At 57.4% G+C, this 19,461-nt stretch carries 20 protein-coding genes; 10 read left to right on the top strand and 10 right to left on the bottom strand.

The window, feature by feature from the left end:
- Window positions 1–129: 129 nt before the first annotated feature.
- From ACDO57_RS18665 to norV, 3 genes are all read right to left on the bottom strand, one after another.
- A complete protein-coding gene (locus ACDO57_RS18665) occupies window positions 130–288 on the bottom strand; it encodes a hypothetical protein (RefSeq protein ID WP_162837374.1) in 159 nt (52 codons plus the stop codon).
- A gap of 246 nt (window positions 289–534) precedes the next feature.
- On the bottom strand, window positions 535–1,668 hold the full coding sequence (gene norW, locus ACDO57_RS18660) for an NADH:flavorubredoxin reductase NorW (protein WP_370884411.1): 1,134 nt from the start codon (window positions 1,666–1,668) through the stop codon (window positions 535–537).
- Window positions 1,665–3,113 carry an anaerobic nitric oxide reductase flavorubredoxin gene (gene norV, locus ACDO57_RS18655; protein ID WP_370884410.1) on the bottom strand — a complete coding sequence of 483 codons (1,449 nt, stop codon included), beginning with the start codon at window positions 3,111–3,113 and terminating at the stop codon, window positions 1,665–1,667. Before norV ends, norW begins: the two co-directional genes overlap by 4 nt.
- A gap of 186 nt (window positions 3,114–3,299) precedes the next feature.
- On the opposite strand from norV, the gene norR reads away from it, so the two are divergent.
- Window positions 3,300–4,814: a nitric oxide reductase transcriptional regulator NorR gene (gene norR / locus ACDO57_RS18650; RefSeq protein ID WP_370884409.1), complete on the top strand. Its 1,515-nt coding sequence runs from the start codon at window positions 3,300–3,302 to the stop codon at window positions 4,812–4,814.
- Here norR and gutQ read toward each other — a convergent pair.
- The 7 genes from gutQ to srlA form a co-directional block, all read right to left on the bottom strand.
- Entirely contained in the window at window positions 4,811–5,776 is a 966-nt protein-coding gene (gutQ, locus tag ACDO57_RS18645) for an arabinose-5-phosphate isomerase GutQ (RefSeq protein WP_370884408.1), read from the bottom strand. The two genes, norR and gutQ, sit on opposite strands and share 4 nt — an antisense overlap.
- On the bottom strand, window positions 5,769–6,542 hold the full coding sequence (locus ACDO57_RS18640; RefSeq protein ID WP_104950247.1) for a DNA-binding transcriptional repressor: 774 nt from the start codon (window positions 6,540–6,542) through the stop codon (window positions 5,769–5,771). The genes gutQ and ACDO57_RS18640 overlap by 8 nt, the downstream gene beginning before the upstream one ends.
- A 63-nt stretch (window positions 6,543–6,605) precedes the next feature.
- On the bottom strand, window positions 6,606–6,965 hold the full coding sequence (gene gutM, locus ACDO57_RS18635; protein ID WP_032648019.1) for a transcriptional regulator GutM: 360 nt from the start codon (window positions 6,963–6,965) through the stop codon (window positions 6,606–6,608).
- 67 nt (window positions 6,966–7,032) lie between these two features.
- The gene (srlD, locus tag ACDO57_RS18630; protein ID WP_290093813.1) at window positions 7,033–7,812 is read right to left on the bottom strand and encodes a sorbitol-6-phosphate dehydrogenase; all 780 of its coding nucleotides are present in this window, start codon (window positions 7,810–7,812) and stop codon (window positions 7,033–7,035) included.
- A 14-nt stretch (window positions 7,813–7,826) separates the two neighbouring features.
- Window positions 7,827–8,189 carry a PTS glucitol/sorbitol transporter subunit IIA gene (gene srlB / locus ACDO57_RS18625; protein ID WP_024907705.1) on the bottom strand — a complete coding sequence of 121 codons (363 nt, stop codon included), beginning with the start codon at window positions 8,187–8,189 and terminating at the stop codon, window positions 7,827–7,829.
- 12 nt (window positions 8,190–8,201) lie between these two features.
- Window positions 8,202–9,161: a PTS glucitol/sorbitol transporter subunit IIB gene (locus tag ACDO57_RS18620; protein WP_024907704.1), complete on the bottom strand. Its 960-nt coding sequence runs from the start codon at window positions 9,159–9,161 to the stop codon at window positions 8,202–8,204.
- Window positions 9,158–9,721: a PTS glucitol/sorbitol transporter subunit IIC gene (gene srlA, locus ACDO57_RS18615; RefSeq protein WP_003862164.1), complete on the bottom strand. Its 564-nt coding sequence runs from the start codon at window positions 9,719–9,721 to the stop codon at window positions 9,158–9,160. The genes ACDO57_RS18620 and srlA overlap by 4 nt, the downstream gene beginning before the upstream one ends.
- A 251-nt stretch (window positions 9,722–9,972) precedes the next feature.
- On the opposite strand from srlA, the gene mltB reads away from it, so the two are divergent.
- The 9 genes from mltB to csrA all read left to right on the top strand — a co-directional run bounded on the left by mltB (window position 9,973) and on the right by csrA (window position 19,319).
- Window positions 9,973–11,073: a lytic murein transglycosylase B gene (gene mltB / locus ACDO57_RS18610; RefSeq protein WP_193745671.1), complete on the top strand. Its 1,101-nt coding sequence runs from the start codon at window positions 9,973–9,975 to the stop codon at window positions 11,071–11,073.
- Between the two features lie 312 nt (window positions 11,074–11,385).
- Entirely contained in the window at window positions 11,386–12,039 is a 654-nt protein-coding gene (locus tag ACDO57_RS18605) for a metal ABC transporter ATP-binding protein (RefSeq protein ID WP_048991903.1), read from the top strand.
- Window positions 12,036–12,896, top strand: coding sequence for a metal ABC transporter permease (locus ACDO57_RS18600; RefSeq protein ID WP_024907701.1), 861 nt, complete (start codon window positions 12,036–12,038; stop codon window positions 12,894–12,896). Before ACDO57_RS18605 ends, ACDO57_RS18600 begins: the two co-directional genes overlap by 4 nt.
- Window positions 12,897–12,910: 14 nt before the next feature.
- Window positions 12,911–13,789, top strand: coding sequence for a metal ABC transporter substrate-binding protein (locus ACDO57_RS18595; RefSeq protein WP_370884407.1), 879 nt, complete (start codon window positions 12,911–12,913; stop codon window positions 13,787–13,789).
- Window positions 13,790–13,918: 129 nt separating this feature from the next.
- Window positions 13,919–14,416 (top strand): nicotinamide-nucleotide amidase, encoded by a 498-nt coding sequence (gene pncC, locus ACDO57_RS18590; RefSeq protein ID WP_024907699.1) that lies wholly within the window; start codon window positions 13,919–13,921, stop codon window positions 14,414–14,416.
- An 89-nt stretch (window positions 14,417–14,505) separates the two neighbouring features.
- Window positions 14,506–15,564, top strand: a complete 1,059-nt coding sequence (recA, locus tag ACDO57_RS18585; RefSeq protein WP_024907698.1) for a recombinase RecA — start codon at window positions 14,506–14,508, stop codon at window positions 15,562–15,564.
- Between the two features lie 68 nt (window positions 15,565–15,632).
- Complete coding sequence (gene recX, locus ACDO57_RS18580; RefSeq protein WP_032640869.1) at window positions 15,633–16,133, top strand: recombination regulator RecX; 501 nt, start codon at window positions 15,633–15,635, stop codon at window positions 16,131–16,133.
- Window positions 16,134–16,264: 131 nt separating this feature from the next.
- Window positions 16,265–18,892, top strand: a complete 2,628-nt coding sequence (alaS, locus tag ACDO57_RS18575; RefSeq protein ID WP_370884406.1) for an alanine--tRNA ligase — start codon at window positions 16,265–16,267, stop codon at window positions 18,890–18,892.
- Between the two features lie 241 nt (window positions 18,893–19,133).
- Window positions 19,134–19,319, top strand: coding sequence for a carbon storage regulator CsrA (gene csrA, locus ACDO57_RS18570; RefSeq protein ID WP_000906486.1), 186 nt, complete (start codon window positions 19,134–19,136; stop codon window positions 19,317–19,319).
- The last annotated feature ends 142 nt before the right edge of the window (window positions 19,320–19,461 follow it).

Here is a 19,461-nt window from a genome sequence, read left to right as displayed (position 1 = left end):
TGCGAAAGTCCCTGTAATAAAAATGTGATGCGGAATAAATTAATTTTTATTATATTTTATCAGCGAATTGTTCACGGCATAAACAATGATGAAGTAACTAATTTGTTCCGGTTTTAACCTGGTCGTGCTTCAGTTATCACGTTTACTCACCGGCATCATCAGTTCTCGCAGGCGCTCTATGCGCGCCTCCGGGCTGAGGTAGAGCCAGCGAAACAAAATATGTTCTGATTTTTTAGCCTGTTTAAAATAGGCGGAAAGGTAGTTGAGTTCTTTGCTAAAGGTGGTCATGGGATGTCTCCGGCTAATGGGTCTATTTTTAGGATAAGCCGAAAACAGGGAATAAAACAGGCTGGTGTTTATCAGGTGTTCCGTATTTAAATATTGATGGATGTTATGGTTAAGGGATTAATGGTGATGATTTATCTTATTTGTATTTATGTCCTGAATAGAATTCGCAAAAAAAAAAGCCCCGGGACATCGGGGCTACGGATAATATAATCCAATGGTTAAGTGAGCGTGGCAAGAGATTACGGGTTACGCGGGCAGCGATTTCAGCAGAGCGAAAGCCTCCTTCATCCGATCTTCGCTAACCACAAAGGCGCGTACCTGACCTTCTGCGTCAGAGCCGCGTGCAACCATTCCGTGAGGTTCAATGGCAATCTGCCAGCTCAGATCCATGCGCTGCGTCTCCCCCGCAAGATGTAACGGTAACTCTGGCGTTTTAACCTTCACCAGCATGGCGGGGAGTTTCAGCGGTGCGCTGCCGCCGAGCAGGTTTTTCGCCAGATACATGGCGCTCAGCTGTATCGGCTGCAGGAAAGGCAGCACCTGACCGTTGATTTCAGCGCAGTCGCCTAACGCGTAAATATCGGGCTGCGTGGTTTGAAGGTAGCTATTTACCTTCACGCCACGGCCTGTTTCGGCGCCTGCACGATGCGCCAGCGCAGTTTCCGGGCGCAGGCCCGTCGCCGCGATAACCACATCCACCTCAATGCTGCGGCTGCGGTCGAGCGTGGCACGAATACCGCCTTCGGTTTTGCGCAGGCTTTGCAGCTGCGATTTCAGCAGCAGATGCACCCCCATGTCGGTCAGACGATGCTGTAAGCGACTGCTTACTTCTGCGGGCATCAGCGCCGACAGAATGCTCGCCGCATGGTCGACCAGGGTCACCGATTTGCCCGCCCGGCAGAAATCCATCGCCAGCTCGGTGCCGATCAGCCCCCCGCCGACAATCATTACCCGCTGTGCGTCGCGAAGCGCCGTTTCGCTGGCCTGATACGCCTGCTGGCTGTTGAGGGTGAGCATCAGCTCGTGCCCCTCAATCGGCGGCACGAAAGCAGAGGCACCCGTGGCGAGCACCAGCCTGTCGTACTGCCAGGTCTTCTCTTTTGCTTTCACCACGTGGGCGGCGGCGTCGATATCGGTGACCCAGGTGTACGGGAACAGGCGCAGGTTAAACTGCTCTGCAAACTCCCCCGCCGTCTGGCGGGTGAGTTCTTCGGCGCGCTGATTCTGGCTGATGACGTGGCTTAGATCAGGCTTGTTGTACTCGTCCATGCTGTCGGCGGCAATCACCGTCAGCGGCACGCTGGCATCCTGCTTGCGGATGTTTTTCACCAGCTGACGGGCGGCAAAGCCCGAGCCGATGATGACGATACCGTTGCTCATTTTGCCTCCGTACCCAGTTCGTCAAAGACGTCCTTACCGAGGGAACATTCCGGGCAGAGGAAATTGTCCGGCACGTCGCGCCACGGCGTGCCCGGGGCAACATCCTGCAGCGGTTCGCCCAGGTCAGGATCGTAAATCCACTGGCAGACGCTGCACTGCATGCGCGGGCCGAGATCGGCGGCTGCCGCGGCGGCACAGGCGCAGGCTTCCTGCTGTTCGGGTGCATTTGCCGCCACTTCCGGCAGCGGAGCGAGCGCCCACTGACGGGCAATGTCGCGGCCGTGCTGGCGACAGATCTCCAGGGCGTCGATATCCGGGCGCCACTTGGCCTTCAGGCTCATGGACATCTCAAAGCCCGCATCCTGTAAGCGGGTGGAGAGACGGTCTACCGCGCCGCCGCTCCAGCCGTGGGAGCCAAAGGCGCTGGCGCGCTTGTTGCGAAAGCGCAGGCCGGTCATCTCTTCTACCAGACCGGCAATTTTCGGCATCATCACGTTGTTCATGGTGGAGGTGCCCACCAGCACGCCCTTAGAGCGGAACACGTTGGTTAACACCTCATTCTTATCGCTGCGCGCCACATTGAAGATTTTCACCGCCACGTTCGGGTCCACTTCGTTGATGCCCTGGGCAATGGCGTCCGCCATCATGCGGGTGTTGTTGGACATGGTGTCGTAGAAAATAGTGATGCGGTCTTCCTGATAGTCCGCCGCCCATTTCAGGTACAGCTCGACGATCTGGGTCGGGTTCTCACGCCACACCACGCCGTGGGAGGTGGCAATCATCTCCACCGGCAGGTTGAAGCCGAGGATTTCGGTGATTTTTGGCGTGACCAGGCGGCTGAACGGGGTAAGGATGTTGGCATAGTACCGCTGGCACTGCTCGAACAGCTCTGTCTGATCCACTTCGTCATTAAACAAACGTTCGTCGCAGTAGTGCTGGCCGAAGGCGTCGTTGCTGAACAGCACCGCGTCACCGGTCATGTAGGTCATCATGCTGTCCGGCCAGTGCAGCATCGGGGTTTCCACGAAGATCAGCTGCTTGCCATTACCGATATCCAGCGCGTCGCCGGTTTTCACGGTGTGGAAGTTCCACTCCGGATGGTGGTGGTGGCCGTTGATCGAGTCGATGGCGTTGGTGGTGCAGTAGACAGGTGTGTTCGGGATGTAAGACATCAGCTCGGTCAGCGCCCCGGCGTGATCTTCTTCCGCGTGGTTGATGATGATGTAATCGATGGCGTCGAGATCGATTTCGCTGCGCAGGTTCTGCACGAACTCGCGGCTGAACTTGTGATCGACGGTATCGATCAGCACGTTTTTTCCTTCGCGGATGAGATAGCTGTTGTAGCTGCTGCCGCGCAGCGTTTTGTATTCCGTCCCGTGGAAATCGCGCACTTCCCAGTCACGTTGACCGACCCAATGAATGTTATTTTTAACCAGAATAGACATAGCAACCTCTACGTGATACAGCATTTTCAAATAAGATGGTTTGCTTATATCAAGTTGCGTGCCAACTTTTAATTTGTTGATTTTAATTAATTAATATTTTTATGATCCGTAATGGGTAGTCATTATGACTATTCAACACAGTGTCACTATGACAATATGCATTGTCAAAATGACAGCGAGGCAGACATGAGCTTTTCCGTAGACGTGCTGGCGAAGATCGCCATTGAGCTGCAAACCGGTATCGGCCATCAGGACCGCTTTCAGCGGCTGATCTCCACGCTGCGCCACGTGCTGGCGTGCGACGCCTCGGCGCTGCTGCGCTACGAAGGACGGCAGTTTATTCCCCTGGCGATCGACGGGCTGGCGAAGGACGTGCTCGGACGGCGCTTTACCCTTGAAGGCCATCCGCGTCTGGAAACTATCGCCCGCGCGGGTGACGTGGTGCGCTTCCCGGCGGACAGCGACTTGCCCGATCCGTACGACGGGCTTATTCCCGGCCAGGAGAGCCTGAAGGTGCACGCCTGTATCGGCCTGCCGCTGTTTGCCGGGCAAAACCTGATTGGGGCGCTGACCCTCGACGGCCTGTCGCCGGACCAGTTCGATACTTTCAGCGATGAAGAGTTGCGCCTCATTGCGGCGCTGGCCGCCGGGGCGCTTAACAACGCGCTGCTGATTGAACAGCTGGAGAGCCAGAATATTCTTCCCGGCAGCCCGGCGGCGTTTGAGCAGATAACGCACACAGAGATGATTGGCCTCTCGCCGGGCATGGCTCAGCTCAAAAAAGAGATTGAGATTGTTGCCGCGTCCGATTTGAACGTGCTGATCTTCGGGGAGACCGGCACCGGCAAGGAGCTGGTGGCGAAATCCATTCACGAAGCCTCGCCGCGCGCGATTAACCCGCTGGTGTACCTCAACTGCGCCGCGCTGCCGGAGAGCGTGGCGGAAAGCGAGCTGTTTGGTCACGTTAAGGGAGCGTTTACCGGGGCCATCAGCAACCGCAGCGGCAAGTTTGAAATGGCCGATAACGGCACGCTGTTTCTGGATGAGATTGGTGAGCTTTCCCTTTCGTTACAGGCCAAGCTGCTGCGCGTGCTGCAGTACGGCGACATCCAGCGCGTGGGGGATGACCGCAGTCACAGAGTGGACGTTCGCGTGCTGGCGGCGACCAACCGTGACCTGCGTGAAGCGGTGCTGGCCGGGCAGTTCCGCGCCGACCTGTTCCACCGCCTGAGCGTGTTCCCACTTACCGTGCCGCCGCTGCGCGAGCGCGGGGACGACGTGGTGCTGCTGGCGGGCTATTTCTGCGAGCAGTGCCGTCTCCGGATGGGGCTTTCCCGCGTGGTGCTGAGCCCGGGGGCGAGGGCGCATCTGTTGAGCTACGGCTGGCCGGGCAACGTGCGCGAGCTGGAGCATGCGATCCACCGTGCGGTGGTACTGGCGCGGGCGACGCGCTCGGGTGACGAAGTGGTGATCCACGCGCGGCATTTTTCGCTGCAGGATGAAACCGCACCGGCTGTCGTGCAGGCGGCGCCAGAAATAGCGAATGAAAATCTGCGTGAAGCCACGGAGACGTTTCAGCGTCAGATGATTACCCGCGCGCTGGAGCAGAATAACCGTAACTGGGCGGCGTGCGCCCGGGCGCTGGAGATGGACGTCGCCAACCTGCACCGGCTGGCGAAGCGTCTCGGACTGAAGGGTTAGATAATCCCGGCCTGATAGAAATCCTGCAGGTTGATGGCACCGCACAGTCTGCCGGCGTCATCCACCACCGGCGCGGCGGTGATTTTGCGCTTCATCAGCACCTCTTTGGCTTCAATGGCGCGGCTCTCGGCGTTCAGCGTCAGCCCGCCCTGGGTCATGGCGTCCGACACTTTGGTTTCCAGCTTGCCGCCGCCCACCAGCCAGCGGCGCAGGTCGCCGTCGGTGAACACGCCTTTGACGTACCCGTCGTCATCGCACACCGCTACCAGCCCCAGGCCGGTGCGGCTCAGCTCCAGCATCGCGTCCATGACGCTGGTATCGAGTTTGACCTGCGGAATAGCATCGTCGGTGCGCATCAGGTGGTGAACCTTGTTGAGCAGGCGTGCCCCGAGCGCCCCCGCCGGATGCGAGCGGGCGAAATCTTCTTCGTTAAACCCACGCGTCTGCATCACCGCCATCGCCAGCGCGTCGCCCATCATCAGGGTATTCACGGTGCTGGAGGTCGGGGCGAGGTGCATCGGACAGGCTTCACGCTCAACGGAAATATCCAGCGTCGCTTTGGCGGCCAGCGCCAGGGGCGAGCGGGATTTCCCGGTCATCGCCAGCAGGGCGACCGATTTTTCCTGCAGACGTGGAATGATTAGATCCAGCTCTTTCGCCGAACCGGAGTAGGAGATAAACAGCATCACGTCGCGGCTCTCAATCATTCCCAGATCGCCGTGCAGCGCCTCTGCAGGATGCACGAAGAAGGCCGGGGTGCCGGTGCTGGCCAGCGTCGCGGCAATCTTTTTGCCGATGTGACCGGATTTACCGATGCCCGCCACGATCACTTTGCCTTCGCAGTGGATAATGGTGTTGGCGGCACGGACAAAATCCTCGCCCAGACGTTCCGGCAGGCGGCTGGCTTCCTGCAGCTCCAGCATCAGCGTCTGGCGGCCCGTTTCTAACAGAAAATCACTCATCTCTCTCTCCGGTTACAATCACGTCGATGCCTTTCTCTTCCAGCGCTTTCCTGAACGCCGGGTCGATACCCGCGTCGGTAATCAGCTTATCAACGCTTTCCAGGCTACAGACAATGTTGGGGCTTTTGCGGCCAAACTTCGACGAGTCTGCCATCAAAATTACTTCCCGCGCGGCGTTGCACATGGCTTTACTGACGCTGAACACCTCGTTGAACGTCGTAACGCCCGCGTTCAGGTCGATGCCGTCGGTGCCCATGAATAGTTTATCAAAGCTGAAGTGGTCGAAGGCGTTCTCCGCCAGCTGGCCGTGAAATGAGGCGGATTTTTTGCGAAAGGTGCCGCCGGGCATCAGGATGGTCTGCTCGCTGTCGAATTCCGACAGGGCGTTGACGATGTGCAGGCTGTTGGTCATCACCGTGATGTTGTTAAAGCGGCTGAGCAGCGGGATCATCTGCAGGACGGTACTGCCGGCATCCAGAATGATGGAGTCGCCATCGTGGATAAATTTTACGGCGGCTTCGGCAATCAGCGCTTTCTGGTGGGTATTGATCAGCGTTTTGTGATCGATAGGCGGGTCCGCTTCATCCTTATTGAGCACCACGCCGCCGTAGGTTCGAATGACGGCGCCAGAGTTTTCGAGCAATACCAGGTCCTTGCGTATCGTCGTGCCGGTGGTGTCAAAGTAGTGGGCCAGATCGTCTACCGAGCATTTTCCCTGCTTTTGCAGATGCTCAAGAATGGCCGCCTGGCGCTGACGAGGTTTCATAGGCGCTTCGTTCCTTAGGTTGCGAAATGATAATTTCGCAAGTCTATATCTTTCACAACGAAATTATCCATGTTTCAGATTAAGCGCTAATGATAGTGCATTCTGACAGAGTGGATCATGGGGAAAGATCACATCAGGCTGCAATTCCTGCAACGAAATGCCGTTAATTGCCTGGATTTTCACCGGACGGGCAAAGACGGTCATGCCGCGCATGAGCAGTGAATCGCAGACGTTATTGTTTTCATCCAGCGCAATAGCCACGACGACGCGTGGTTTAAAGCGTCCGCCGGAACGTCCGACGCCCACGCGGCCTTTCTGACACAGGGCATCAAACGCGCGGTTAAACTGGTGGATTTGCCAGCCGCCGAACGCCATCTGGCAGAGCCAGGCGAGGGCGGCGACGGTGATGAGTGCGGTGACCATATCGGCTCCTTATTGTATTCCCTCTCCCTGTGGGAGAGGGTTAGGGTGAGGGCATCAGGCCGCTCGATCAGAACATGACCTGCCCACCGGTGATGTTAATCGACTGTCCGGTGCAGTACGAGGCTTTCGGGCTGGCGTAAAACAGCAGCATATTCAGCACGTCCTGATAATCGCACCCGCGCTTCAGCGGCACTTTATCGATGTAGTACTGCTCCACCTCTTCCGCTTTGATGCCAAGCTTGGTGGCGTACTGCGGCAGCAGGGACTGGAACATCGGCGATTTCAGCAGGTTGCCCAGCATCAGCGAGTGAACGGTAATGCCGTATTCGGCCAGATCCAGCGCCAGAGACTGCGTCAGCCCCACGCCGCCAAACTTCGCCGCGCTGTAGCCGGAGTTATGCTTGCTGCCCACTTTCCCTGATTTTGAGTTGATCTGAATGATGCGCCCCTGAATGCCGTCGCGGATCATCAGACGGGAAAACTCGCGGGCGCAGAGGAAATAGCCCACCAGATTCACCTGCAGCGAGCGGTCAAAATCCCCCAGTTCGAAATCGCTGATAAAGGCCGCTTTCGCAATCCCCGCGCTGTAGACCAGCAGATCGGTACGCCCAAAAATCTCGTCCACGCCGCGGGCCAGCGCCATCACGCTTTGCTCGCTGGTGGCGTCGGCACCAAAGCCATACGCCATCCCTTCGCCAAACTCGGTGTTAATGGTGTCCGCCACGCGGGCGGCTTTTTCACTCTGAATGTCCACTACCGCCACGCGGTAACCTTCTGCGGCAAGCCCACGGCAGAGGAACTCGCCTAAGGTTTGTCCCCCACCAATGACAACGGCAACCTGACTCATGTGTTTCTCCTTAATTACGCAACAAATTTTAACGTGCAGCCTGGGGTGACAGCCTGCGGAACCGGACCATCAACGTGAACCGTGCCGGGATACTCCGCCTGCGGCTGGCCGTCGAAACGCAGGGTGATGTGGCCCAGCTCGCGCAGGTTTTGTTCAGCGACGTCGCCGACGGCGGTGACGGCATAGCGTGCCTCGCCCAGCTCCAGCTGGCTTCCTGCCTTCAGCTCGCCCTTCAGCTCGCCGTGGCAGTGGATAAAGCAAAACTCTTCGATATCCGCAGGCGCCCCTTCGCGGAAGGTGATTAGCATCTGGTCGCTCAGCGCGTCGGCCGCGCTCTGGCCGATGCGGGTAATGGTGGTCTGGTAAATCACGGTCATCGCAGGAACCTCTTATTGATAAATAAAGCCGGAGACAAACCAGGCAATCAGCACAGTCGGCGCGCCCGTCAGGAAGCGGCTGACCAGCACGGACGGCACGCCCACGCGCACGGTGTCCTGGCGCGCTTCCGCCAGCGACAGCCCCACGGGGATGAAATCGCACGCCGCCTGGGCGTTAATGGCAAACAGGGCGGGCAGGGCGAGGTGCGGAGGGATGTTCCCCAGACCAATCTGCACGCCAATCAGCACGCCGATGACCTGGGCAATCACCGCGCCCGGGCCGAGGAACGGCGACAGCAGCGGGAAGGAGCAGATCAGCGCCAGCGTTACCAGCCCGAGCGGGTGGCTGGCGAGCGGGGCGAGGCCGTGGGCAATCCAGTCGCCCAGGCCGGAGGCCATAATGATGCCGATCAGCGCCGAGACGAACGCCATAAACGGCAGAATGGTCTTCAGCACCGTGTCGATGGTGTCGCGCCCGGACTGGAACAGCACCGCCACGGCGGAACCCATGCCCATCCCGACCTTCGCCAGCAGGCCGTCGCTCTGCTCGGTGATTTTCTTGCTGGTGTCGTACTCGCGCGGGGCCGCTTTTTGCGGCGCGGGGTTGCCATTCACCAGCGTGATGTTGTCCTCCTTCACGCCTGAGACATAAATGTCTTCAAGAATGTACTGCGCCAGCGGGCCGGATTTTCCGGTGGAGTGAATGTTCACCGTCGGAATGCGGCGCTTCGGGTAGATGCCGCAGCGCAGCGTGCCGCCGCAGTCGATCACCGCCACGCCGATTTCCGCTTCCGGCGGTTCCCCTTCCTTGAAGCCGTCGACCGCTTCCCAACCGGTTAGCTCGCGCAGCCTGTCGACGATCGCCGGGCGCGTCCCCGCGGTGATGTAAACAATCTTTTTGCCTTCGGTGGCGTCGAACTCCAGCGGGCCGCCCCAGCCGCCCGTGCCTTTCTCAATGCGGATCCGGTTCATGCTGTGGCTCCTGAAAGATGGACTTTCTGTTCAAGCTGGATGCCCATTTTTTTCTCAAAAATGGCGGTGGTGAGGTCCGTCACCCAGCCGCGGAAAAAGTTGGTGACCAGGCCGACCAGCAGGTAGCTCACCGCCAGCGGGCCGAGCGGCAGGCCAAGCGTGGTGAGACCGCTGGCGATCCCGAGGTAAACAAACAGCTCGCCGGGGTTAATGTGCGGGAACAGGCCGTTCATCGAATGGCAGCTGTAGGAGGCGGCTGCGTAATAGCTCGGCTTGTACTTCTCTGGCATAAAGCGACCGAGGCTTAAGGTCATCGGGTTGCAGAACACGAAGGTGCCGATAAAGGGCAGTATCAGGTAGCGGGACAGCGGATTCCCGGCACAGCGCTGGGCGAAGCGTTCAATACGCTGCTGGCCGATAAAGTTGATCAGCGCGTTCATGATCACCAGCAGGCTGATCAGCAGGGGCAGGATCCCGGTCACCATGCCGGTGAACACTTCTCCGCCTTTCTGAAACAGCCCGATGAACCACTCGGCGCCGTGGGTGATGGTTTCTATCATTCTTCTCTCCTGTGGGGCGTTTGTTTTTGTCTATCTGCGGCTAATAATAATCACTTTGAAAGGTTTTAAAGTGTTAGTTAGATCTCACAATGAAAGAAAAATAGATTATTTTGAAAGTTAATTGGAGTGGTGAATGATTTTCGGTGTAAAAAAGCGCGGATTTGCGTGGGGGAGGTGCGTACCGCTTCCTTGAGGTGTTGCGGATGCTTTACCATACTGGGTTCTTATCGAACCCGTTAAATGGATGTCTCATGTTCAAGCGTCGTTATGCAGCGCTGTTGCCTGCGCTTATTCTGCTGTCTGCCTGTAGTAGCAAACCTAAGACCGAAGCCGTTCAGCAAACGGCGGGCGCGCCTTCCGGAGGATTCCTGCTGGAGCCGCAACACAATATGATGCAGATGGGCGGCGACTTCGCGAATAACCCGGCGGCCGAGCAGTTCATCGATAAAATGGTGAGCAAACACGGCTTTGACAGACAGCAGCTGCACGAAATTTTGTCTCAGGCCAAGCGTCTGGACTACGTGCTGCGCCTGATGGACAGGCAGGCGCCGACGGCCCAGGTGCCGAGCGGGCCAAACGGCGCGTGGCTGCGCTATCGCAAACAGTTTATTACCCCGGACAACGTGCAAAACGGCGTGGTGTTCTGGAATCAGTATGAAGATGCGCTCAACCGCGCGTGGCAGGTGTACGGCGTACCGCCTGAAATCATTGTCGGGATTATTGGCGTGGAAACCCGCTGGGGCCGCGTGATGGGTAAAACCCGCATCCTGGATGCGCTGGCGACGCTCTCCTTTAACTACCCGCGCCGCGCGGAGTATTTCTCTTCCGAGCTGGAAACCTTCCTGCTGATGGCGCGCAACGAGCAGGACGATCCGCTCGATCTGAAAGGGTCGTTTGCCGGCGCGATGGGCTACGGCCAGTTTATGCCGTCGTCCTATAAACAGTATGCCGTCGACTTTAACGGAGATGGTCACATCAACCTGTGGGATCCGGTGGATGCCATCGGCAGCGTGGCGAACTACTTCAAAGCGCACGGCTGGGTGCCGGGCGGCCAGGTGGCGGTGCAGGCGAACGGTCAGGCGCCGGGGCTGGAAAATGGCTTCAAAACCAACTACAGCATTTCGCAGCTGACCGCGGCAGGCTTAACGCCAACGCAGCCGCTGGGTAATGCGCAACAGGCGAGCCTGCTGCGTCTGGATGTCGGAACGGGCTATCAGTACTGGTACGGCCTGCCGAACTTCTACGCCATTACCCGCTATAACCACAGCACTCACTATGCGATGGCGGTGTGGCAGCTGGGGCTGGCTGTATCGCAGGCCCGCGTGCCGGCGGCGTCACCGTTTAGTCAGTAAGCTGCTCCGACGGGTAGGCCGGGTAAGGCAACGCCGCCACCCGGCATGGCGGCGCGCACGGTGCGGCCTGATGCCCTCACCCTGACCCTCTCCCACGGGAGAGGGAAGTTTTGCAGAAACATTTCGCCACACTCCCTTTTAAACCCTCCATTTACATCTTAACCGTCTTTCATTATTGTTATGTTATAACATTTAATGCGGTATCGACATGTCAACGTCCCTTTTTTCTCTGTCTGCTCTGGTTCGGCTTTTGCTGGCGCTGGTGCTTGTTGTCTTTATCGGGCTGGCCGTGCGCTGGGCGGTGGCATTGCCATGATCGTGATGAATGAACTGGTCGCGGGTTATGAACGCCTGCCCGTTACGCGACCCCTCTCGGGCACGATTGAGCGCGGAAGCATGACCGCCATTATCGGCGCTAACGGCTGCGGGAAATCCACGCTGCTGAAAACGCTGGCGGGATTTATCCCGCCCGTCAGCGGTGGTTTCCGCTGGCAGGGTAAGCGTCCGGTAATCGGCTGGCTGGCACAGCGTCACGCGCTGGAGGCGCAGTTTCCGCTGACCGTACAGGACGTCGTAAGCATGGGCTGCTGGCCGGGCATTTCGCTTTTCTCCGGGTTTCGTCGCGAAACGCGGCTGCGCATTGCCAGTGCGCTTGAGCGCGTTGGGCTGGCATCCATGGCGTTATCCACCATTGATGAACTCTCCGGCGGTCAGTTTCAGCGCATGCTGTTTGCCCGCGTCCTGGTGCAGCAGGCGCCGCTGGTGATGCTGGATGAACCCTTTACCGGGGTCGATGAGGCCACCTGCAACGTGCTGATGGATGTGATGCTGGAGATGTATATGCAGGGGCAAACGCTGCTCGCGGTACTGCACGACAGCGAGCGCGTGTCGCGCCATTTCCCGCAGACGTTGCGGCTGGATGCTGACGTTCCCCAGTGGAAAACCGAGCGGGTGAGGGTGGCATGATCTGGCATCTCTTTTTTCAGCCGTTTATTGAGTACGGCTTTATGCGTCGCGCGCTGGTGGTTTGCCTGGCGCTCTCCGTCAGCACTACCGCGCTTGGCGTGTTTCTTCAGCTGCGCCGGATGAGCCTGATGGGCGATGCCCTTTCTCACGCCATTTTACCGGGTGTTGCCGTGGGCTATTTGCTCAGCGGTATGTCACTGCTGGCGATGAGTATCGGCGGTTTTATCGCGGGAATTACCGTGGCGCTGCTGGCCGGCCTGGTCAGTCGCCGCACGCCGCTGAAAGAAGATGCCAGCTTTGCCGGGTTTTATCTTGGCTCACTGGCGCTGGGGGTCACGCTGGTGTCGCTTCGCGGGTCGAATGTCGATCTGCTGCATCTGCTGTTTGGCTCCATCCTCGCCGTGGACAACGACGCCGCGCTGTTTGTCACGGGCGTGTGTATGTTCACCCTTATCGTGCTGGCAATGTTTTATCGCGGACTGGTTACCGAAGCGTTTGACACCGCCTGGCTACAGGTGAACGCCCGCTGGCTGCCCGGCCTGCTGCACGGACTGTTTCTGGCGCTGCTGGTCCTTAACCTGGTGGCCGGTTTTCAGGTGCTCGGCACGCTGATGGCCGTCGGGCTGATGATGCTGCCGGCCGTGGCGGCACGATGCTGGGTACGCACGCTACCGGCGTTACTCCTGATGGCGGGTATCAGCGGTATTTTCTGCGCATGGCTGGGGCTGAGCCTTTCCTGGGCGATGAGTCTACCGGCCGGGCCATCCATTGTGCTCACCGCCAGCGCGCTGTTCTTTATTTCCATTTTATTGGGTACGCGAAGCAGGCTCGCTGGCAGTCTGCGGGCGTATTTTTAACGCAAGGGGAAACGATGAAACGTACAGGATTAGTAGTGGCGCTTGCGCTGGGGATGATGTCGCACGGCGTGATGGCGAAAACGCTGAATGTGGTCACCAGCTTTTCGATACTGGGGGACATCACCCAGGAGGTGGGCGGTGACCATGTGAAGGTGACGACGCTGGTCGGGCCGGACGGCGATCCGCATACCTTCGAACCATCGCCGAAAGACAGCGCGGCGCTGAGCAAGGCCGATGTGGTGGTGGTGAACGGTCTGGGGCTGGAAGGCTGGCTTGACCGTCTGGTAAAAGCCTCCGGATTCAAGGGGCAGCTGGTGGTGGCTTCAGCCGGGGTGAAAACCCACACCCTGGAAGAGGACGGCAAAACCGTCACCGATCCGCACGCGTGGAACAGCGCGGCAAACGGGGCGCTCTATGCACAAAATATCCTGAACGGGCTGGTGAAAGCAGATCCGGATGACAAAGCCGCGCTGGAAGCCTCCGGTAAACCGTATATCGCGCAGCTTAGCCAGTTGGATAACTGGGCCAAAACGCGCTTTAGCCAGATCCCGCCGGCGAAGCGTAAAGTGCTGACCAGCCATGACGCGTTCGGCTATTTCAGCCGCGCCTACGGCGTGACGTTTATGGCGCCGCAGGGGCTGTCGTCTGAGAGCGAAGCCAGCGCGGCGCAGGTCGCTGAGATTATCAATCAGATCAAAGCCGACGGCGTAAAAACCTGGTTTATGGAAAATCAGCTCGATCCGCGTCTGGTTAAACAGATTGCGTCGGCGACGGGCGCGCAGCCTGGGGGCGAACTTTATCCGGAAGCGTTGTCGGCAAAAGGTGGGGTGGCAGACACCTACGTTAAGGCGTTTCGCCACAATGTGAACACTCTCGCTGACAGCATGAAATAACCTTTCCACCGCCGGTGCGTCCGTACCGGCTTTTTTCTGAAGCCCCCTCGTAAAACCTGAAGTGCATCCCCACATCTGACGAGAAAGTGCTATCTTGTGCAGCACGTTTTTCTGATGCCTGGAGCGAGAATGACTGACCATGAATTGATGCAGCTTAGCGAGATAGTGGGCCTTGCGCTGAAGCAGCGTGGCGCGACAATCACCACTGCGGAGTCCTGCACCGGCGGCTGGGTGGCGAAAGCGATTACCGATATTGCCGGCAGTTCCGCCTGGTTTGAACGCGGTTTTGTGACCTACAGTAACGAAGCTAAAGCACAGATGATTGGCGTGCGCGAATCCACGCTGGAACAGCACGGCGCGGTCAGCGAACCGGTGGTCATCGAGATGGCGATTGGTGCGCTCAAAGCGGCGCGGGCCGATTACGCGATTTCCATTAGCGGCATTGCGGGCCCGGACGGCGGCAGCGACGTGAAGCCTGTTGGCACCGTCTGGTTTGGGTTCGCCACGTCCAAAGGGGAAGGGATCACCCGCCGGGAGTGCTTCAGCGGCGATCGCGAAAGCGTGCGTCGTCAGGCAACCGTTTATGCGTTAAAAACGCTCTGGCAACAATTTCTACAAAACACTTGATACTGTATGACCATACAGTATAATTGCACCAACAGAACAGAAATCCACGGTGAAGCACAGTCGCTTCTCCCGGCATGACAGGAGTAATAATGGCTATCGACGAAAACAAACAGAAAGCGTTGGCGGCAGCACTGGGCCAGATCGAAAAGCAATTCGGTAAAGGCTCCATCATGCGCCTGGGTGAAGACCGTTCCATGGATGTGGAAACCATCTCCACCGGTTCGCTTTCTCTGGATATCGCGCTGGGCGCTGGCGGTCTGCCTATGGGCCGTATCGTAGAAATCTACGGGCCAGAGTCCTCCGGTAAAACCACCCTGACGCTGCAGGTGATTGCCGCGGCACAGCGCGAAGGTAAAACCTGTGCGTTTATCGATGCCGAGCACGCGCTGGACCCTGTTTATGCCCGCAAACTGGGTGTAGATATCGACAACCTGCTGTGTTCTCAGCCGGACACCGGTGAGCAGGCGCTGGAAATTTGTGACGCGCTGGCGCGTTCTGGTGCCGTTGACGTTATCGTGGTCGACTCCGTTGCCGCACTGACGCCAAAAGCCGAAATCGAAGGTGAAATCGGCGACTCTCACATGGGCCTCGCGGCACGTATGATGAGCCAGGCGATGCGTAAGCTGGCCGGTAACCTGAAGCAGTCCAACACGCTGCTGATCTTCATCAACCAGATCCGTATGAAAATTGGTGTGATGTTCGGTAACCCGGAAACCACGACCGGTGGTAACGCACTGAAATTCTACGCCTCTGTCCGTCTGGATATCCGCCGTATCGGCGCGGTGAAAGAGGGCGAGAACGTGGTGGGTAGCGAAACCCGCGTGAAGGTTGTGAAGAACAAAATTGCCGCGCCGTTCAAACAGGCCGAGTTCCAGATCCTCTACGGCGAAGGGATCAACTTCTTCGGTGAGCTGGTTGACCTGGGCGTAAAAGAGAAGCTGATTGAAAAAGCGGGCGCCTGGTACAGCTACAACGGTGACAAGATTGGTCAGGGTAAAGCGAATGCCATCTCCTGGCTGAAAGAGAACCCGGCTGCGGCGAAAGAGATCGAGAAGAAGGTACGTGAGCTTCTGCTGAACAACCAGGACTCCACGCCAGATTTCGCGGTTGATAGCGCGGATGCTGAAGAAACTAACGAAGACTTTTAATTCTTTCGTTTAACAATGAAGGGCTGCTGATGCGGCCCTTTTTGCATTTCTGAATCAGCAGGTTTTTTATGAGTGAACCGACAACACGTCGACCCGCGTATGCACGCCTACTGGATCGCGCGGTGCGCATCCTGGCCGTTCGTGACCACAGTGAACAGGAGCTGCGGCGAAAACTGTCGGCACCGGTGATGAGTAAAAACGGCCCGGAAGAGATTGATGCCACTGCGGAAGATTATGACCGCGTCATCGCATGGTGCTATGAGCATCGCTATCTTGATGACGAGCGTTTTGCCTCGCGGTTTCTCGCCAGCCGTGGCCGCAAGGGATACGGGCCCGCGCGCATCCGGCAGGAGCTAAACCAGAAAGGGGTGGCCCGGGAGTCCATCGAAAAAGCGATGCGCGAATGCGACATTGACTGGTGCGAGCTGGCAAAAGAGCAGGCCATTCGTAAGTACGGCGAACCGCTGCCGCGTGAATTTTCAGAAAAAGTCAAAATCCAGCGCTTTTTGCTCTACCGCGGCTTTCTGATGGAAGATATTCAGGATATCTGGCGTAATTTTGCCGATTGAACGCATGCGGGATTTTACTTCCCACTAAAGAAAACTTATCTTATTCCCACTTTTTCCAGTAGCTGGTCTGTCCAACGGTTTACCGATACAGGCTGGCTACGACATTTCGTTAGCTTGATTTCAGGATAATTATGAGCAAGAGCACCGCTGAGATCCGTCAGGCGTTTCTCGATTTTTTCCATAGTAAGGGACACCAGGTTGTTGCCAGCAGCTCCCTGGTACCGAACAACGATCCGACTCTGCTGTTTACCAACGCCGGGATGAACCAGTTCAAGGATGTGTTCCTTGGTCTCGACAAGCGTAATTATTCCCGCGCCACAACCTCACAGCGTTGCGTGCGTGCGGGCGGTAAACACAACGACCTGGAAAACGTCGGTTACACCGCGCGTCACCACACCTTCTTCGAAATGCTGGGTAACTTCAGCTTCGGCGACTACTTCAAACACGATGCCATTCAATATGCGTGGGAACTGCTGACCGGTGAAAACTGGTTCAACCTGCCGAAAGAGCGTCTGTGGGTTACCGTCTATGAAACCGATGACGAAGCCTACGAAATCTGGGAAAAAGAAGTCGGGATCCCGCGCGAGCGTATTATTCGCATCGGTGATAACAAAGGCGCGCCATACGCGTCTGACAACTTCTGGCAGATGGGTGATACCGGTCCTTGCGGCCCGTGCACCGAGATCTTCTACGATCACGGCGACCACATCTGGGGCGGCCCTCCAGGCAGCCCGGAAGAAGACGGCGATCGCTACATTGAGATCTGGAACATCGTCTTCATGCAGTTCAACCGTCAGGCCGACGGTACGATGGAGCCGCTGCCGAAACCTTCCGTTGATACCGGTATGGGTCTGGAGCGTATTGCCGCGGTACTGCAGCACGTTAACTCCAACTATGAGATTGACCTGTTCAGCACTCTGATCAAAGCCGTTGCCGAAGTGACCGGTGCGACCGATCTGAACAACAAATCGCTGCGCGTTATCGCAGACCACATTCGTTCCTGCGCGTTCCTGATTGCCGACGGCGTTATCCCGTCGAATGAAAACCGTGGCTACGTGCTGCGTCGTATCATTCGTCGTGCCATCCGTCACGGCAACATGCTGGGCGCGAAGGACACCTTCTTCTATAAACTCGTTGGGCCACTGATTGGCGTGATGGGTGCTGCCGGTGATGAGCTGAAACGCCAGCAGGCGCAGGTAGAGCAGGTTCTGAAAACCGAAGAAGAGCAGTTTGCGCGTACACTGGAGCGCGGTCTGGCGCTGCTGGACGAAGAGCTGGCGAAACTTAAGGGCGACACGCTGGATGGCGAAACCGCTTTCCGCCTGTACGACACCTACGGCTTCCCGGTTGACCTGACGGCGGACGTTTGCCGCGAGCGCAACATCAAAGTTGACGAAGCGGGCTTCGAAGCCGCGATGGAAGAGCAGCGTCGTCGCGCGCGCGAGTCCAGCGGTTTCGGTGCAGACTACAACGCGATGATCCGCGTTGATAGCGCGTCAGAATTCAAAGGTTATGAGGCGCTGGAACTGACCGGCAAAGTGACCGCCCTGTTTGTTGACGGTAAAGCTGTGGACAGCATCAGCGCGGGTCAGGATGCGGTGGTCATTCTGGACAAAACGCCGTTCTATGCGGAATCCGGCGGTCAGGTTGGCGATAAAGGCGAGCTGAAAGGCAATGGTTTCAGCTTCAGCGTCAGCGACACCCAGAAATACGGTCAGGCGATTGGTCACCAGGGCAAACTGGTTTCCGGTTCTCTGAAAGTGGGCGAGGGCGTCCAGGCTAACGTGGATGAAGCTCGCCGCGCGCGCATTCGTCTGAACCACTCAGCAACCCACCTGATGCACGCTGCCCTGCGCGACGTACTCGGTACTCACGTTGCACAGAAAGGTTCTCTGGTTAACGACAAAGTGCTGCGTTTCGACTTCTCGCATTTTGAAGCGATGAAACCGTCTGAAATCCGCGCGGTGGAAGATCTGGTGAACGCGCAGATCCGTCGCAACCTGCCAATCGAGACCCATGTCATGGATCTCGAGGACGCGAAGAAAAAAGGTGCGATGGCGCTGTTTGGCGAGAAATATGACGACCGCGTTCGCGTGCTGAGCATGGGCGACTTCTCTACCGAGCTGTGCGGCGGTACGCACGCCTCGCGCACCGGTGATATCGGCCTGTTCCGCATTGTTTCCGAGTCGGGTACGGCGGCAGGTGTGCGTCGTATTGAAGCGGTGACCGGTGAAGGTGCGATTGCCAGCCTGCATGCGCAGAGCGATCAGCTGCACGACATCGCGCAGCTGCTGAAAGGCGATAGCCAGAACCTGGGCGAGAAAGTGCGCGTTGCGCTGGATCGCACGCGTCAGCTGGAAAAAGAGCTGCAGCAGCTGAAAGAGCAGGCTGCGGTGCAGGAGAGTGCAAACCTCTCCAGCAAGGCTGTAGACATTAAGGGCGTCAAACTGCTGGTCAGCGATCTGGCGGGCGTTGAGCCTAAGATGCTGCGTACTATGGTCGACGATCTCAAGAACCAGCTTGGTTCGACCGTTATCGTGCTGGCGACAGTGGCAGAAGGTAAGGTTTCTCTGATTGCGGGCGTCTCTAAGGATGTGACTGACCGCGTAAAAGCAGGGGAACTGATTGGTATGGTCGCTCAGCAGGTGGGCGGCAAGGGTGGCGGTCGTCCGGACATGGCGCAAGCCGGTGGTACGGATGCGGCGGCACTTCCTGCGGCATTAGCCAGCGTTGAAAGCTGGGTAAGCGCGAAACTGTAATAACTACAAAGCACAAGCAGACGCCATAGCGGTAACGTTATGGCGTCTTGTTCACTGTGCTATCGATAACGATAAAGTCAGGTTGAGTTTGTGTATATCGGCTAAACTTACGTTTAACAGAATGTGATGCCGTGACTGCTTACACTTTACGTGTTTGTCATCGCTTACTTTTTGGCGTTATATGATGGATAATGCCGGGATACAAGAGACCCGACTCTTTTAATCTTTCAAGGAGCAAAGAATGCTGATTCTGACTCGTCGAGTTGGTGAGACCCTCATGATTGGGGATGAGGTCACCGTGACAGTTTTAGGGGTAAAGGGTAACCAGGTACGTATTGGTGTTAACGCTCCTAAAGAAGTATCTGTCCACCGTGAAGAGATCTACCAGCGTATCCAGGCTGAAAAATCCCAGCAGTCCAGTTACTGATATTGTCGCGTCTCGCTGTCGGGCGAGACGCAACCCTCCCGCTATTTTTCCTGCTCAACGTTACCGTTTAATTTCAACGCTCTCTTTTTAACCACTCCGCTACCCTTATCTCGTCCCAACACTGTCCTTTCTGCATCAGTTT

The sequence above is a fragment of the Enterobacter cloacae complex sp. 2015409 genome (assembly GCF_041365315.1).
GTDB classification, from domain to species: domain Bacteria; phylum Pseudomonadota; class Gammaproteobacteria; order Enterobacterales; family Enterobacteriaceae; genus Enterobacter; species Enterobacter pseudoroggenkampii.
This window is presented reverse-complemented; position numbering and strand designations above follow the sequence as displayed.

Excerpts from the sequence above, each read along its gene's own strand:
- ACDO57_RS18665 (WP_162837374.1), bottom strand. The coding sequence starts at position 288 with ATGACCACCTTTAGCAAAGAACTCAACTACCTTTCCGCCTATTTTAAA.
- norW (WP_370884411.1), bottom strand. The coding sequence starts at position 1,668 with ATGAGCAACGGTATCGTCATCATCGGCTCGGGCTTTGCCGCCCGTCAG.
- norV (WP_370884410.1), bottom strand. The coding sequence starts at position 3,113 with ATGTCTATTCTGGTTAAAAATAACATTCATTGGGTCGGTCAACGTGAC.
- norR (WP_370884409.1), top strand. The coding sequence starts at position 3,300 with ATGAGCTTTTCCGTAGACGTGCTGGCGAAGATCGCCATTGAGCTGCAA.
- gutQ (WP_370884408.1), bottom strand. The coding sequence starts at position 5,776 with ATGAGTGATTTTCTGTTAGAAACGGGCCGCCAGACGCTGATGCTGGAG.
- ACDO57_RS18640 (WP_104950247.1), bottom strand. The coding sequence starts at position 6,542 with ATGAAACCTCGTCAGCGCCAGGCGGCCATTCTTGAGCATCTGCAAAAG.
- gutM (WP_032648019.1), bottom strand. The coding sequence starts at position 6,965 with ATGGTCACCGCACTCATCACCGTCGCCGCCCTCGCCTGGCTCTGCCAG.
- srlD (WP_290093813.1), bottom strand. The coding sequence starts at position 7,812 with ATGAGTCAGGTTGCCGTTGTCATTGGTGGGGGACAAACCTTAGGCGAG.
- srlB (WP_024907705.1), bottom strand. The coding sequence starts at position 8,189 with ATGACCGTGATTTACCAGACCACCATTACCCGCATCGGCCAGAGCGCG.
- ACDO57_RS18620 (WP_024907704.1), bottom strand. The coding sequence starts at position 9,161 with ATGAACCGGATCCGCATTGAGAAAGGCACGGGCGGCTGGGGCGGCCCG.
- srlA (WP_003862164.1), bottom strand. The coding sequence starts at position 9,721 with ATGATAGAAACCATCACCCACGGCGCCGAGTGGTTCATCGGGCTGTTT.
- mltB (WP_193745671.1), top strand. The coding sequence starts at position 9,973 with ATGTTCAAGCGTCGTTATGCAGCGCTGTTGCCTGCGCTTATTCTGCTG.
- ACDO57_RS18605 (WP_048991903.1), top strand. The coding sequence starts at position 11,386 with ATGATCGTGATGAATGAACTGGTCGCGGGTTATGAACGCCTGCCCGTT.
- ACDO57_RS18600 (WP_024907701.1), top strand. The coding sequence starts at position 12,036 with ATGATCTGGCATCTCTTTTTTCAGCCGTTTATTGAGTACGGCTTTATG.
- ACDO57_RS18595 (WP_370884407.1), top strand. The coding sequence starts at position 12,911 with ATGAAACGTACAGGATTAGTAGTGGCGCTTGCGCTGGGGATGATGTCG.
- pncC (WP_024907699.1), top strand. The coding sequence starts at position 13,919 with ATGACTGACCATGAATTGATGCAGCTTAGCGAGATAGTGGGCCTTGCG.
- recA (WP_024907698.1), top strand. The coding sequence starts at position 14,506 with ATGGCTATCGACGAAAACAAACAGAAAGCGTTGGCGGCAGCACTGGGC.
- recX (WP_032640869.1), top strand. The coding sequence starts at position 15,633 with ATGAGTGAACCGACAACACGTCGACCCGCGTATGCACGCCTACTGGAT.
- alaS (WP_370884406.1), top strand. The coding sequence starts at position 16,265 with ATGAGCAAGAGCACCGCTGAGATCCGTCAGGCGTTTCTCGATTTTTTC.
- csrA (WP_000906486.1), top strand. The coding sequence starts at position 19,134 with ATGCTGATTCTGACTCGTCGAGTTGGTGAGACCCTCATGATTGGGGAT.